The sequence below is a fragment of the Enterococcus sp. DIV0806c genome (assembly GCF_051710905.1).
GTDB lineage: Bacteria > Bacillota > Bacilli > Lactobacillales > Enterococcaceae > Enterococcus_B > Enterococcus_B mundtii.
The window spans coordinates 2,756,066-2,770,801 of sequence record NZ_JBIOLO010000001.1 but is presented as its reverse complement, the minus strand read 5'-3'; the positions used below and the strand labels follow the sequence as shown (position 1 = coordinate 2,770,801).

The 14,736-nt window shown below is 34.4% G+C and carries 16 protein-coding genes; 10 read left to right on the top strand and 6 right to left on the bottom strand.

Features of this window, described 5'->3' with window-relative positions:
• Positions 1–69: 69 nt before the first annotated feature.
• Positions 70–1,074: a diacylglycerol/lipid kinase family protein gene (locus tag IGK77_RS12890; RefSeq protein WP_074799351.1), complete on the bottom strand. Its 1,005-nt coding sequence runs from the start codon at positions 1,072–1,074 to the stop codon at positions 70–72.
• Positions 1,075–1,776: 702 nt separating this feature from the next.
• Here IGK77_RS12890 and IGK77_RS12885 point away from each other — a divergent pair.
• Positions 1,777–2,280, top strand: coding sequence for a QueT transporter family protein (locus IGK77_RS12885; protein ID WP_065096665.1), 504 nt, complete (start codon positions 1,777–1,779; stop codon positions 2,278–2,280).
• A gap of 122 nt (positions 2,281–2,402) precedes the next feature.
• Here IGK77_RS12885 and cbpA read toward each other — a convergent pair whose 3' ends face one another.
• Positions 2,403–3,047: a cyclic di-AMP binding protein CbpA gene (gene cbpA, locus IGK77_RS12880; protein ID WP_065096666.1), complete on the bottom strand. Its 645-nt coding sequence runs from the start codon at positions 3,045–3,047 to the stop codon at positions 2,403–2,405.
• Between the two features lie 158 nt (positions 3,048–3,205).
• On the opposite strand from cbpA, the gene rpmG reads away from it, so the two are divergent.
• The 3 genes from rpmG (at position 3,206) to IGK77_RS12865 (ending at position 4,630) form a co-directional block, all read left to right on the top strand.
• A complete protein-coding gene (gene rpmG, locus IGK77_RS12875) occupies positions 3,206–3,358 on the top strand; it encodes a 50S ribosomal protein L33 (RefSeq protein WP_005878997.1) in 153 nt (50 codons plus the stop codon).
• A 17-nt stretch (positions 3,359–3,375) separates the two neighbouring features.
• Positions 3,376–3,546, top strand: coding sequence for a preprotein translocase subunit SecE (gene secE / locus IGK77_RS12870; protein WP_065096667.1), 171 nt, complete (start codon positions 3,376–3,378; stop codon positions 3,544–3,546).
• A 175-nt stretch (positions 3,547–3,721) separates the two neighbouring features.
• Positions 3,722–4,630 carry a helix-turn-helix domain-containing protein gene (locus IGK77_RS12865; RefSeq protein ID WP_071866460.1) on the top strand — a complete coding sequence of 303 codons (909 nt, stop codon included), beginning with the start codon at positions 3,722–3,724 and terminating at the stop codon, positions 4,628–4,630.
• 126 nt (positions 4,631–4,756) lie between these two features.
• Here the strand turns inward: IGK77_RS12865 and IGK77_RS12860 are convergent, their stop codons facing one another.
• Entirely contained in the window at positions 4,757–4,918 is a 162-nt protein-coding gene (locus tag IGK77_RS12860; RefSeq protein ID WP_177187654.1) for a hypothetical protein, read from the bottom strand.
• A gap of 363 nt (positions 4,919–5,281) precedes the next feature.
• Between IGK77_RS12860 and nusG the strand changes: the two genes are divergently transcribed.
• A complete protein-coding gene (nusG, locus tag IGK77_RS12855; RefSeq protein WP_010734272.1) occupies positions 5,282–5,827 on the top strand; it encodes a transcription termination/antitermination protein NusG in 546 nt (181 codons plus the stop codon).
• Positions 5,828–5,952: 125 nt separating this feature from the next.
• Positions 5,953–6,801 (top strand): alpha/beta fold hydrolase, encoded by an 849-nt coding sequence (locus IGK77_RS12850; RefSeq protein ID WP_420911710.1) that lies wholly within the window; start codon positions 5,953–5,955, stop codon positions 6,799–6,801.
• 84 nt (positions 6,802–6,885) lie between these two features.
• Here the strand turns inward: IGK77_RS12850 and IGK77_RS12845 are convergent, their stop codons facing one another.
• The 3 genes from IGK77_RS12845 to IGK77_RS12835 form a co-directional block, all read right to left on the bottom strand.
• Positions 6,886–7,521 carry an ATP-binding cassette domain-containing protein gene (locus IGK77_RS12845; RefSeq protein WP_071866458.1) on the bottom strand — a complete coding sequence of 212 codons (636 nt, stop codon included), beginning with the start codon at positions 7,519–7,521 and terminating at the stop codon, positions 6,886–6,888.
• 1,334 nt (positions 7,522–8,855) lie between these two features.
• Positions 8,856–9,707: a hypothetical protein gene (locus tag IGK77_RS12840; protein ID WP_071866455.1), complete on the bottom strand. Its 852-nt coding sequence runs from the start codon at positions 9,705–9,707 to the stop codon at positions 8,856–8,858.
• Positions 9,708–9,917: 210 nt separating this feature from the next.
• On the bottom strand, positions 9,918–10,244 hold the full coding sequence (locus IGK77_RS12835) for a hypothetical protein (protein ID WP_130029207.1): 327 nt from the start codon (positions 10,242–10,244) through the stop codon (positions 9,918–9,920).
• Positions 10,245–10,929: 685 nt separating this feature from the next.
• Between IGK77_RS12835 and IGK77_RS12830 the strand changes: the two genes are divergently transcribed.
• The 4 genes from IGK77_RS12830 to IGK77_RS12815 are packed head-to-tail and all read left to right on the top strand — an operon-like array spanning position 10,930 to position 14,723.
• Positions 10,930–11,766 (top strand): ABC transporter permease, encoded by an 837-nt coding sequence (locus tag IGK77_RS12830; RefSeq protein WP_065096675.1) that lies wholly within the window; start codon positions 10,930–10,932, stop codon positions 11,764–11,766.
• Positions 11,759–12,538, top strand: coding sequence for an ABC transporter permease (locus tag IGK77_RS12825; protein WP_010734275.1), 780 nt, complete (start codon positions 11,759–11,761; stop codon positions 12,536–12,538). The genes IGK77_RS12830 and IGK77_RS12825 overlap by 8 nt, the downstream gene beginning before the upstream one ends.
• 60 nt (positions 12,539–12,598) lie before the next feature.
• Positions 12,599–13,639 carry an ABC transporter ATP-binding protein gene (locus IGK77_RS12820; protein ID WP_074799355.1) on the top strand — a complete coding sequence of 347 codons (1,041 nt, stop codon included), beginning with the start codon at positions 12,599–12,601 and terminating at the stop codon, positions 13,637–13,639.
• A gap of 22 nt (positions 13,640–13,661) precedes the next feature.
• On the top strand, positions 13,662–14,723 hold the full coding sequence (locus IGK77_RS12815; RefSeq protein ID WP_023520403.1) for an ABC transporter substrate-binding protein: 1,062 nt from the start codon (positions 13,662–13,664) through the stop codon (positions 14,721–14,723).
• Positions 14,724–14,736 lie beyond the last annotated feature (13 nt).

The window sequence follows — 14,736 nt, the reverse complement described above, 5'->3', positions numbered from 1 at the left end:
CGAAACGCTATCGTTTCGGGTGGCTTTTCATTGGAAAGGTAGACGCTCCATCTGAAAAACCTCCACAGATCAAGAGGTTGACTCTTCATCCCTCATTACTATTTTTTCACACCACAATAACTGTGTTTTATTTGTTAGTTGTAAATCAAACGATTGTTTTTCTAAATCTTCCCCATCTTCTTGACCATATTGGGGAATAGTAGAAACAATTCTAAGTTTGCTTGCTGTATAGTGATGGAAATACTTCGAGTGCATTTGCTTCTTCTGTAATAATAAAAGAAGCAACCAAGCAATTTTAAATAAATTTACTCGTTCGACAACCACGAAGTCGATCGTTGGTTTGGTTACATCTGCAGTAGGAACAATCGACACGCCTCCACCGAAATAGGGATGATTAGTCGCCGTACACAGAAAGGCCTTTTTAAAATTCACACGTTTCCCACCAATATCTACAAGAATCGGAAAGCCTTTTTGTGAGAAAAGAACATACAGTAAAGAAAAAATGTAAGAAAGCGAGCCTAAATTATACTTATTCAATCGTTTTTTTGCATTGGAATGATTCGTAGCATGAACGATTGCTGCATCTAAACCAATCCCAAAATTATTGAGTGCCAGACCTTCGCGATCGTTTACTTTTTCTTCATAATGCAACACATTTATTTTTTGTGGTTCTTTGGTTGTTAAAATCGTTTCTAAAGCTTTTTCTGGATCTCTACTTAACCCAATCCCACGAGCAAAGTCATTGCCTGAACCGGCTGGTATGAAGCCGACAGGAAAAGATACACATAAATGATGAAACGTATTCAGAACCTGATGAAGTGTACCATCTCCTCCAATGACGATGAGAAGTGGGTACCATCCGATAGTATCAGCATCGATATCCTCTTCCCATTCAATGAGGGTATCTTCGGCTAAATGTTCCGCTATAAGGGCATCGTGCCCTTTGTATTCACTATAGTGAACCGTATAGGAAAGTTTCTTTTTATCCAAAATTGGTAAAATCTTATCCGCTGTTTTCTTTCCGTTTCCGCTACCAGCAGCTTGGTTGATCAATAGGTGATAATGAAAATTCATTTTTTCCTCCTGAAATGCACCAAAGTATCGAATACTTGAGTTGAGAAAACAAGTCTTGTCGGGCTCCTTCATGAGTTCTCATTGGCATACGATAGCAAGGCGACATAGTCAAAAGGAGAGCAAGCAGTGTCAGATTTAATCAACAGCTGTGAATACTTGTGGTTTTAGTCATGTAAATAGATTAACGATGCTTCACTAAATCGTCTCACCATAAGTAAGCCGTGATTGTTTAATAGAATCAACCAGTGAAGGGTCAACAAAGCATCTTATCATTATTGTCAAAAGAATTACAATCTTGGTTATTATAGCAGAGGTTTGGGGAAATGAAAAAGAAGTTAAGTTAGAAAATACAATAAAGAACAAACGAAAAAACGTAGGTAAAAGATAGAAACAAAGAATTGTCAGGGAAGTATTAGTCAACATTGACACTCATTTTTTTGATAAGAAGAGTGCGATTCCTTTATCTATCAAGCCTCAATCTCTCAACGATGCTGTTCAATAAGGTCTTGCGATAACTAATCGAGGTGTCTTGCTTATTTTTACTTCTTTTATTTTTTATAACAATCTTTTCAGGTGAAGGTAAAAATGCTGAAATGCTGGGGTGGAGGGAAGGTTGTAATCTATAATTGTTATGTTATAATACGCCTTGCGGTTCGTCGACCATCCCGCATTAACAAAACTAGGAGAAATGAGGAATAGAATATGGAGAGAACAAAGAGTAGGCAACGACTGATGGTAGTTGTTGTCAATGGGCTGATCATGGCCTTGTATCTAGCGTTAACGATTTTGGTAGCACCTGTATCTTCAGGACCAATCCAATTTCGTATTTCAGAAAGTTTGAATCATTTAGTTGTATTCAATCGAAAATTATTATGGGGTGTCTTAGGTGGCGTGATCGTTTATAATGCCATTTATGGTTTTGGTGTCATGGATGTGATCTTTGGTGGTGGTCAAACACTACTTGCATTAGGACTAACTGCACTTATCCAAAATAAAGTGAAAAATGTCAAGGTGCGCTTAGCATTAAATACAGCGTTCTTTACAATTAGTATGTTTATGATTGCTTATATGTTAGTACCAACTGGCGGACAAGCTTTTTGGACAACCTATGGTACACTTGCGTTAAGTGAATTTATCGTGATGGCTGTTTCTGCGCCATTGATGTATTATCTAGACCAGGCAGTGAAATTCAACGATCGTGTATGATTGTTTTTAATAGAGTAAAAAAGCCAGGAATTCCAAAAGTCTTAAATGATTTTGGGATTCCTGGCTTTTTTAAATATGATTTTCTCTAAATGATTAGTAAATATCAACCACTAAACAGGTTTTTATTTATTAGCATCTTGTAAATTTTCAATTTCGATCACTTTGTAATTTTTCTTTTCTAAGTGATTAACGATTGAATCACAGACACTTTTTTCTGTATGGGCTGGTAGAGTGATCAAGGTACGACGGATGTATTCATCTTTTTCAATGTCCAAAGTGATACAACTAGCAATGCTACTATATTTTGCGATGATCTTTGAAATCGCCGCTAAGTCACCTTGTTTACCTGTCGAAGCAATCGTCAAGACGTAGCTTCCTTGTTCTACGCTCCAAGACTGAGACAACATACCAAGTAAGGTACTGTGTGTCAAAATCCCATAGAAATGGTTTTGGCTATCAAGTACAGCAATGTATGGAAGCTCTTTGATCGTAAAGAATACTTTAAAGAAAGAAGTATCTAAATAAATGAATTTTGTTGCGTTTTTCAATAGATGAGTGACTGGTAAAGTCATATCGCCGCCATTTGCTTTGTGACGATAGATGTGCATTTTATAAATATTCCCACGGAAAATATTCCCGGAAGTATCAAGAATCGGTACACAACGGTAACCGGATGTTTCTAAAATTTCTAGTGCTTCTTCCAAGTTGCTTGTCTCAGAGACGGTAGTCAAATCTTTTTTCTTGTAAACAAGAGTTTTTAATAGCATAGTCATACCTCCAGATTATTCATTTTTAAAATCCTTTAAGTAATCATATCATAACTAAAATAAAAACAGTAGAGCGTACGATCACTAATTGACATAAAATAATTTACATGATAATGTAGTATGGTATAAATTTGGTTTTCAGTGAGGAGGGGAAACGGATGGCAAAGAAAAAAGCGGCATTAGCATGTTCCGTTTGTGGTTCTCGAAACTATACTAAGTCGATTAGTGAAGGAAAAAGCGGCGAGCGTTTGGAAATCAACAAATTTTGTAAATATTGTAATCAATACACATTACATAAAGAGACAAAATAACAAGGAGGAGGCGTACGATGAAATTTCTTAAAAGTGTAAAAGATGAAATGAAACAAGTGACTTGGTCAAGTAAAAAACAATTACGTAAAGATACACTAGTCGTTATCGAAACATCGATCATCTTCGGACTAATGTTTTTCGTGATGGATACAGCGATTCAAAGTCTGTTTGCATGGATCTTGAAATAATTCAATAAGTTTATCTAAATAAAAGGCGAGCTATCCATGATTATCAATCAATTGGAAGCTCTATTTTTTTATATGTCACTTAGTTATTAAAATAAAAGGTGTGGCAATAGAAAGAATTTATTGTGAATAATTTAACAAAGAACTAATCCATTAATTGATAAGTAAGGAGGGAACGATGGAAGTTCATGAATTATTAAAAAAAATGCGTGTGGATAGAGGCCTCTCTCAAAAAAAATTAGCCCATGGAATTGTTTCGCGGGAAACGTTAGCTAAATATGAGAATGGGAAAAATCATTTACCATTATTAGTCTTTTTAGAATTATTAGAACGATTGAATATGACGATCGATGAATTCATGTTTTATCTTGATGGAGATAAAGTATCTCAAAAAAATTTGAGTTTGAAGAAAATGTTCCGGAATCTAGAAAAAAATAGTGGTGCAATCAATTATCAATTAAAAAAACTAGCCCAAGAAGTAGAATACTCAGATGATTTAGTCGTCATAAGAAATTATCTTGCTGTCAAAACTTATAAGTGGTATGAGGAAATCGATGGTGTAAAAAAATTAAATAAAAAAGATACTAACTATCTGAAAAGATTATCTGATTATTTAGAGAAAATCGATGAGTGGGGAAGATTTGAAATGACGACCTTTGCTACTCTCCTCTATTTATTTGAAACAAGTTACATCAAACAGCGATTAAAAGAAGTAGAAAAAAATGTGATGAAAAATGGAGAATTTGAGATCTTCCATTCCATATTATCAGGTATTTATAATAATGTGTTTTTACTGATGATTGAAAGAGAAGAGCTAAAATTAGCTAAGTATTATTTGGAAAAACTATTTGAGACTCGACGTAGAATTATTTTTCAGCGAGAAACTGAAATATATCATCGGTTTTATCAACTTTTACTTGCGCACATCGAAGGAGAGGCTGTCAGTAAAAAAATAAAGGATTATATTATGGGATTAGAATTGATTGGAGCGAGCAAGTTGAAGAATGAACTTTTAGCTGATTTACATAGATTTGAAACACAATACGAGATCGAACATATTTTTAATATATTAGATAAAAATTTTTAGAAGTAAACATAAACCGAAAAGTTTGCTATCTTTTCGGTTTTTTTTGGTTTATCTAGAAAGTGTTTGAACGGATCGGACTATCTGGAAATGTAGATATGTACTGATTTGAATCATACAACATGACTCTTATTTTGAATGGTTTTTAAAAGTATTCTTTAGTATTTTTACTTCTTTTTCCAAAGACGAGACTTTTAAACTTAAAAAGAAAACAGTGATACAGCAAAGAATCAATGCGAAAGAATCTAACCAACCAAAAATCGATGCAATGAGTTGTCTTATTGTTTCCATCGGGATACCTCCTCTCGTAAATTTCTATAAAGCTCAATAAGATTCCTTACGACTATAATTGTACGTTGTAGGAATAAATAATATTGACTTGGGTATGTATTTTCCTATGCCTTTTTGTCTAATAACAAAAATTTTTGATTCATCTTTATAAAATAAGCTTTTTAAGAAATTATTTTCAAAAAAAAAAAACAGTAGATAATACAATTTCTGCACCAAAATAAGAATAAATAACGCTTTTTAAATTACTAGGGAACAAAAAATAAGTCACTAGTAAAAACCATCAAACGGTGCTATAATCAAAGAGAGGAAAAGCTTCGGGGAACTGAGGTTTTTTTATTTTACAAATGAAATGAGGAGCCTTCAATGGAATCTTTTGAAAAAAATTGGTATGTATTACATACATACTCTGGATACGAAAACAAAGTAAAAGCAAATATCGAGTCACGTGCGCAAAGTATGAAAATGGCTGATTTTATTTTCCGTGTCGTTGTTCCTGAAGAAACAGAAACTGAAGTGAAAAATGGGAAAGAAAAAGAAATCGTTCATAAAACATTCCCTGGATATGTCTTAGTAGAAATGATCATGTCAGATGCTTCATGGTATGTTGTCCGTAATACACCGGGCGTTACTGGTTTTGTTGGTTCTCACGGAGCAGGAAGTAAGCCTGCACCTTTATTACCAGAAGAAGTAAATCATATCTTACGTTCAATCGGTATGAGTTTACGTCAAAACGAACTGAAAGTAGAAGTTGGCGAAGTTGTTAAGATCATCGAAGGAGCTTTTGCTGGATTAGAAGGTCAAGTGACAGAAGTCGATGAAGAAAAAGAAAAACTAAAAGTAAACATTGACATGTTCGGTCGTGAAACAAGTACAGAGCTTGATTTTGATCAAGTAGACAAGATCGACTAAACAGTGATCAGAATAATGGAGGAGTTGGGATGCTTAGTCATTTCAGCTCTTTTTTGTCTTGAATGAAAGGAGTGAGAAAGGTGATAAAACAAAATAAAGTAACTTTTAATCGGGTGCTAAGTCGCATGGTGTTGCTGGTACTGCTAATCCTCTCTGGTTGTCAAACGCAAGAAAACAAGAGCCAAAAAGAAACTGCCTCCACAGAAACAACGAGGACAAGCCAAGTAGAATCCGTAAAAAAGGGGAGTGTGCCTACCTTATTTGTTCACGGATATAAAGGAACAGTGAATTCATTCAAAGGAATGATCGATCGTTTAGAAGGAGAAAGCAAAGGGCAACAAGAATTGACGTTGACTGTAGATACTAATGGGAACGTTCAAGCGCAAGGGGAGTTATCAAAAGAAGCAACCAATCCAATGATCCAAGTGCTTTTCGAAGACAATGAAAATAATGAGTGGAATCAAGCAGAATGGATTCGTGCATGTCTGGTTTATTTGCAGACAACTGACCAAATCAACAAAGTGAACATTGTCGGACATTCAATGGGTGGAGTCAGCGGCCTCCGTTATCTAGTCACGTATGGCCAAGAAACAACTTTACCGCAAGTTGAAAAGTTTGTAGCGCTAGGCGCACCTTTCAATGATTTTGTGGATGATAGCGGTCAGAATTTAGCTGATTTACTCGAAAATGGGCCAACAGTGGTGTCTTCAAGGTATCAAGATTATCAAACAATGATAGGGAATCTCCCTACCGACACACAATTTTTATTAGTTGCAGGGCAGTTGAGTGAAGTAGAGCTAAGTGATGGAACTGTTCCGCTGAATAGTGCATTAGCAGTTTATGCCTTATTGAAACAACATGGTAACCTTGTAATGGAAAAGGTCGAAGAAGGTAAAGGTGCTTCACATAGTATGCTTCATGAAAATGAAGAAGTGGATCGAGAAGTTAGTCGATTTCTTTGGGATATTGATTGAAGAAAAAGCTGCATTCAGATGATCCACTAATAATATCAGATTTTTTTAAATCCAATAGGGAGTATGCTATATAAATTTATTTCTTCATTTTATTTGAAGTAGCGTTTGATTTTCAAGTTCGTAGATATGATCTGCAAAGTCTTCCATCCTATCGTTATGACTAGAAAAAATTAGAATTCTTTGAGCATTTTCACTAAGGTAATTGTCTAACAAATTCAAAACATTTTCTCGACTGTTTTTATCAAGAGCATCAAAAGGTTCGTCTAGAATTAAATAGGTAGGTTCATCCATAAGCGCTTGAATGATTCTTAATTTTTGTTTCATACCAAGTGAATAATGTTTATACTTTTTATTCAGATCTTTTTCTAGATTCAATTGACTTGCTAAAAAACGAATTTTTTTTTCATTAGCTATTTTGCGGATATTTGCTAAATACAACAAATTTTCTGCACCAGTCCAACTTTTAATAAAATCAGGTGCGTTAATGAAAACTCCAGCATCAGGTATAAAATCTTGATCTAGGCCTATTATTTTTCCAGCAACTTTGACCATCCCGTTTGTTGGGGTAGAGTATCCTACAATGAGCTTCATAAGTACACTTTTTCCTGAACCATTTATTCCTTTAATAAAAGATTTTTTTCCTTCATTGAAGATAACATTCACATCTTGAAATAAAATTTTTTGCTTATATTGTTTTCCCAGATTAATTAATTCAATCAATAAAATTCATCTCTTTTCTTAAATCTAAGATTCAAAATCGTCATAGAAATACCTAGTATCGTTAAATCACAAAGCAAGTACAATAAATTTTCTATTGTACTATCTGAGATACGAATCAATCCAAAATTTAAAAGTAGATCTACTATCAAAACTGATAATAATAAAAAAGTTGATACTGGAAGAATAACTATATTATTTGATTTTAGCTTAAAGTAATCATAGTAAATTAGGAATATAAATAGTATGGTGAAATATTTAAAAAATAGGATAGTAAAAGTTATAATATTGACGTCTGAAGCTAGGCCATATATATATCCCCCAAAAAATAAAGTACTAAAAAAGCTTATAAATTGAATTGCGCTATTTAATAAAAGTACAGAAAAAATGTGTTTTATCCTTAGTAAAAAAAATTCTGATTTTTTATTTCTATATAAAATCATGGAATACATCGAAGCTGAAGATGTTAAATTATCTATAGTGAACAGCAAGGTAAATATATTCACTAAAAGATAAAAAACAATGAGTTTAGGATTTACTAATTCGATCAAGAACTTCTGATAGACAGACGAATTAAAAGTAATAATGCTGAATACTTCCTGTAAAGTGATATTGTTAGAAAAAATATAGATAACATAAATCACTTCTAATGAATAGACAATTGTGTAACATACTATTTTTTTTGTCATAGATCGATCTTCCGAGCTTTGATATGAAAAACAAGATGTCCAAGTCCCCAAAAAAGTAAATTTGAGAATAGAAAACCAAATATTCCAAAATGACTAAAATAGGTAGTTTCAGTTCCGTATCCTTGAAATTCGCTGAAACTTGTTATGTACGAAATAAAAGGGTTAAAGAAGGGTGATAAATTTATATTTACAAACGCATAAAAATAAAAACTATATATCATAATAATAGTAATGTACGGTGCCCAAATATTTTTGAAGGAAAAGGACGTTACTAACATGAGATACCCTGATAAGGATAATAATAAGATCAACGCAAGAGAATAGATTGAAATTATTTTGAAGTCCGCATTGCCAATTTTAATGTAACTTAATGTTGTAAATGTGATGGAAAGTATCGCTGTGTAAATGACATTCCGATTAAATAATATAGCCAATTTATACCGGAAAAAACGAAAAATACTCTCGCATTTCACTACTTCCATTTGAATAAAACTATGTTTTTCAAATAAATAAAAAAAGGATATCGTAAGTATTACTGACATTGATAGGAAATTAGAAAAAATCCATCCTGTAGTGATAATGGTTTTAGGCATAAAACTGACAAATAAAATTATTATTAAAGAAGAAATAGTCGGATAAATCAAAAACTTATAATTCAACATTCTGACTCCTTCCGTAAATCAATACTATACCAATAAATAATGGGATAGAGTTTGCAAGTAACAGAAGATATGTGTTAAATGTATAATAATCACCAGACGCCATAATCACTGTAGGATTAAAATACAACGAAATATCTTCAGAAAAAGCTGTCATCCCTGTACCGATAGCCGACATGCTATAGTAATATAAAGGTGCGGCTAATAAATATATTTTCGCTTCGGAAACGATCAATGAGATAGAAGTACCGAAGATAGTATATATAAATGGTATCCAGAAAAAACGAACAACTCCTTCTAGAAAAGACTGCAAAAACCTATGATTGACATAAAAATTGGATCCGAAAATATCTTCAAACATTGGACGTATCACAGTATCGTTAATAGAATCATGTAATGGAATAAAGCAAAATAAGTAATAGATAAAGAAGCCAAAAAATGTTGCCAATGCTATTTTTGTAGCCGTTGATAATATTTTCTTATAAACAAAATTTCTAAAATTTAAAACATGATAAATTTCAAATTTATAAATGGTTTGCCATTTTTGAGCAAATATTGCCGTTCCAATAGAAGCTACTAAAGGGATGAACATTTGAAATAAATTCGTTCCAAAAATCAGGCTATAATCAAAAGACCAAACAGACTCTGTTAAACTTCTCCAAAAGAAATCAAAAACATTATTAAAGGTTTGACCTTGATTCATTTCTTGTCTAAATCCTAAGTTTGTTACATAAAGAAAGGCATTTGAAATATATTCATTTAAAATAGAGAATACCATTATGAAAAATATGACTAAACTAAGTGAAATGTGGTATTTATTTAATCTCCAAAAATTATTCAAACATACATCTCCTTTTTTCAATCGGTATGTGACAAGAAGACGGTGTAAAAGTGTTCAGCCTCTATAAATAGGACGTAATCTCCAAAAATTTCTCTTTGAATGTTTGAGATTACGCCTTATTTAAAGAAGGCATCTCCTTTCTCGCTATTTATTTGATCTTAAGAGAAAAAATAGCGAAGTTATTTTGGCACGGATTCTTGACCATCATCTTTAAGGGGTCCATGTTCCTGAAATGTAAGTTGTAGGGTCAATGATGTTTTCTCTTTGTGAAGCTAAATGGACAGTTGAACCTGCTGAACCATTCCCAGGAAATGCAGAATTTGTAAGATAATTAAATAATCCTTGTCCTTTTCTTGACCCATTCTGATAAAGAGCAAACCATTGTTTGTGACTTTTTTGGTTGGAACTATTCCAATTAACGTATGTAGTAGCACTTGATGAAGTTTTGGTTACATTTGCAGATACTGCTGTATACGTATATGCAGTTGTTCCTCCAAAAGATTCAGCTTCAACTCGTTTTGTAAAATTTAAAAGCAAAATTCCTAAAATACTTGTCATTGTGACTAGTAATAGTTAGTTTTTCTTTGATAGAATTATGTGCTTGACCTCCAGTTAATTTTAGGATATATCCAAAAAAAATATATCATATCAATATAAAAATGCAAACCTTTCCATTGTGTTTTTTTGTTTTTTTTAATCTTTTTAACATGTATTTGTTATTGATATATTAGTTTTAGAGAAACGCTATTGGTAAATCTAATTGTTGTTTTATAAATGGATTTAACGTTCTGGAATAATGAATACCTCAAATGATTAACGACATGTAGATGCCTCGCGAGGTCGGGACAGAAGTGGATCGAGAAGTTAGTCAGTTTTTATGGAAGAGTTGAGTCTAATAAAAAGAGTAATTAACGAACGTTTTTGGATGAATGTTCGGTAATTGCTCTTTTTTGTTTTCCAGAAAACTGATTTTCTCTTTCAACTGAGATGTATTACTCAACACTTTTGATAATTAACTCGCATTAATTACGAATAATCGTTTGGAAAATAAACATAGATAACTAAAATAAATACAATTTTTTTGTATAAAACGGATAAACGCAGGTTTTTTACAATGTTTTTCATATAACTCATGTTTTTTTCTGAATATATTACAAAGTTTTCTTGAAAATGTTCGTATTTTTTCTTATAATGAGACAGAACACGAATGAGGGGGAGAACAATGAGGAAGAATGTTCCGTATTTGATCATTGCGCCGGGAACGATCTTATTACTATTTTTTATGATTTTGCCATTGGTCAATATTATATGGCCAACTATTTTTACTGAAACAGGTGCTAGTCTAAGTGCTTACACCAGTTTTTTGACAGATGATTTCAATTTGAAGATTTTTCTTCGAACAATTCGCGTTTCTGTCATTGTGACATTGATTTCTGCCGTTTTAGGTATTCCAACAGCTTATTTTATTGCAGGTGTGGGTAAAAAGTGGAAAAGTTTATTGATGGCAATGACGATGTTTCCATTATTGACCAATTCAGTCATCCGTAGTTTTGCCTGGATCAACATTTTAGGAAGGACAGGAGTGATCAATAATTTCTTGATTCGTATAGGACTGATCGAACAACCCATCGCCTTACTATATACGGAGTTTGCAATTATTATTGGGTCTGTCTATTTGTTCTTACCTACCATGGTCATGACACTTGTCGGCGTGATGGAAAATATTGAGAAAGAAACACTGGAAGCTGCCGAAACGTTAGGTGCGAGTCCGTTTAAAACGTTCTATAAAATCGTCATGCCACTTTGTATACCTGGAGTGATCGTTGGCAGTATTTTAGTCTTTACAGGCACGTTGACGGCTTATACGACACCACAACTTTTAGGTGGGAACCAAAATATGATGATGGCGACTTTCTTATACCAAAAAGCATCGACTTTAGGTGATTGGACTTCAGCAAGTGTCATTGCATTGATCATGATCGTCACGACTCTGATCGTGAATAAAGGATTGAATATGATTGCTGCACGTTTAGATCGGAGGGAAATGAATCATGCGTAAGCAAAAAGGGATGACGATCATCGCAGTATTAGTTTTTGCGTTTTTGTTTTTACCATTAGTGATTATTGTTGTAACGTCTTTTGGACAATCATCGACGATACAATTTCCGATTGATGGATTCTCATTAGAATGGTACAAGAAAGCACTAAGTTCTGAAACATTTATGAATAGCTTTAAATTGAGTTTAAGTATTGGCGTAGGGGCTACTCTGTTAGCTTTATTAGTAGGCGTGCCGACTTCTTACGCACTTTCTCGTTACCACATGAAGAGTAAACAGCTTTTTAAAAATTTCTTTTTGTCACCAACGATGATTCCGGGTATCGTTGTCGGCTATTCCTTGTTCCAATACATTGTGATCAAGTTTAACTTGCCGGTGATCCAAGCTTTATTGATTGGTCATTTTTTGATCAGCCTACCGTATATCATTCGCGTCGTAGGTTCAAGCATGGAGCAATTAGATTTTTCGATCGAAGAAGTTGCTTGGACATTGGGTTGTACCAAAACCCGTGCTTTTATGCAAGTCGTCTTACCAAATGTTTCTTCTGGGATATTTGCGGCGTTTATGCTGGCTTTTGTCAACTCATTCAATAATGTACCAGTTTCTATGTTTTTATCTGGACCAGGAGTAACAATGTTGCCCACTTCATTGTTGAGCTACATTGAATATACGTATGATCCGACTGTGTCGGCGATTTCAGTAATGATCATGGTATTAACCGTTTTCTTGATGTTTATTATTGAGAAAACGTTAGGATTGGCTTCAATCGCTTAACTGTTGAGTGAAGAAATCGAACGTACTTGAGAATGACTGGAAACTATGAGGGGGAGAACCGTGAGTTTTGTAAATTTGAACAATATCCGTGTGAGTTATGACGGAAAACAAAATATATTAGAAGATTTGTCTATTTCAATGGAAAAAGGAGAGCTAGTTTCTTTATTAGGCCCTAGTGGTTGCGGTAAAACAACGACGCTACGTGTGATTGCTGGATTGATTTCGCCGAATGAGGGCTCTTTTGTTCTGGAAGATCAAGAATTAGTGAAAGTTCCTGTGCATAAACGTAATTTTGGTATGGTATTCCAGAGCTATGCGTTGTTTCCTCATCTAACGATTGCTGAGAATGTCGCTTTCGGTTTGAAATTGCGTAAAGAAAATAAAGCGGATATCGCCAAGAAAGTAGCTGATATGTTAGCAATCTGTGGCTTGGAACAGTTGGGTGATCGTTACCCGAAACAACTGTCAGGTGGGCAACGTCAACGAGTGGCTTTGGCTCGAGCATTGGTTATTGAACCTAAGTTACTATTGCTAGACGAACCATTAAGTAATTTAGATGCGAAACTACGTGTCCAAATGCGGATCGAGATCAAACGTATCCAACAACAACTTGGTATTACAACAGTTTTTGTGACCCACGATCAAGAAGAATGCTTTTCGATCTCGGATAAAGTCGCGGTCATGAATAATGGCGTTATCGAGCAATATGATACACCGGAAACAATCTATCGACATCCAAAAACTCGTTTTGTTGCACATTTTATCGGTTTTGAAAATTTCTTTCCAGTTGAACAAATCGAAGGCATCCGCTATCAAGCTGCAGGGAATGTCATTGAGACACCTTATGAGCAACCGATAGCAGAGCGATTAGTAGCGACGATCCGTCCCGAAGATATTGAGATTGCCTCTGAGGCGACACATAATCTTGTAAAAGGTGAAGTGAAAGTCAGAACATTTTTAGGGAAAAGTTACCAGTATGAAGTGACAACGGCTTTAGGTAAGTTCTTAGTAAACGGTACGGATAAACAAATTTACCAAGCAGGGGATCAAATCAACCTGCATTTCCCAAAAGATAAAATCGTTCTTTTGGAAGATAAATAAGTAGAGAAAAGGGGAAAAATCAGTGAAAAAAGGCTTTCTAGTAAGTTCAGTAGTTTTAGCAAGTATGTTTGTATTGACAGCTTGCGGTGGAGGATCTGAAACTAATTCTTCCGAAGCGAAAGAGTCAAAAGATCTAGTTGTATCAACATTTGGTTTAAGCGAAGATATCGTGAAAAGCGATGTGATGGATCCTTTTGAAAAAGAATTCGATGCGAAGATCACAATGGATCTAGGAAACAGTGGCGACCGCTTCAACAAATTAATCAGTAATCCTAGAGGAATCGACGTGATTGAGTTAGCGCAAGCGAACTCAGCGGATGGCGCTTCTCAAGAATTATTTGAAAAACTAGATGAATCAAAAATCCCGAATTTAGCGGACTTAACTGAAGGAGCGAAGGAAGTCTTTGATAGTGGTGCAGGTGTTCCAATTGCCGTAAACAGTGTAGGTATCGTTTATGACAGAGAAAAAGTTGGAAAAGAAATTACTAGCTGGTCAGATCTTTGGGATTCAGCATTAGAAGGAAAAATCTCGATCCCGGAAATTACAACGACTGCCGGACCATTGATGATGTATATTGCAAGTGATCATGCGGGTGTAGCGATTGAAGATGACAATGGCGAGGCAGCATTTGAAGCCTTAGAAGAATTGAAACCAAATATCGTTAAGACCTATGCAAGATCTTCTGACTTAGCAAACATGTTCCAAGCAGGAGAAATCGAAGCAGCGATCGTGATGGATTTTGCTTATGATATCGTCAAAGGGGATTCTGACACGATCGAATACGTGGTCCCTGAGAGTGGCACATATGCGAACTACAATACGATCAATATTCCAAAAGAAGCAGCGAATAAAGAATTGGCTTACTCATTCATCAACTATAGAATTAGCGAAGAATCACAAAAAACAAAGGCACTTTCATTAAATGAAGCACCGACGAATGATAAAGTGGAGTTGAGTGAAGAAGAAGCTGGTAATATGACGTATGGGGCAGTTGCTGATCGCGCAAAAAATATTGACTTTGATTTCGTGAATAGTCAAATGACTGACTGGATCGATCGTTGGAATCGTTTGATCAACCAATAAACATTTTCCTATC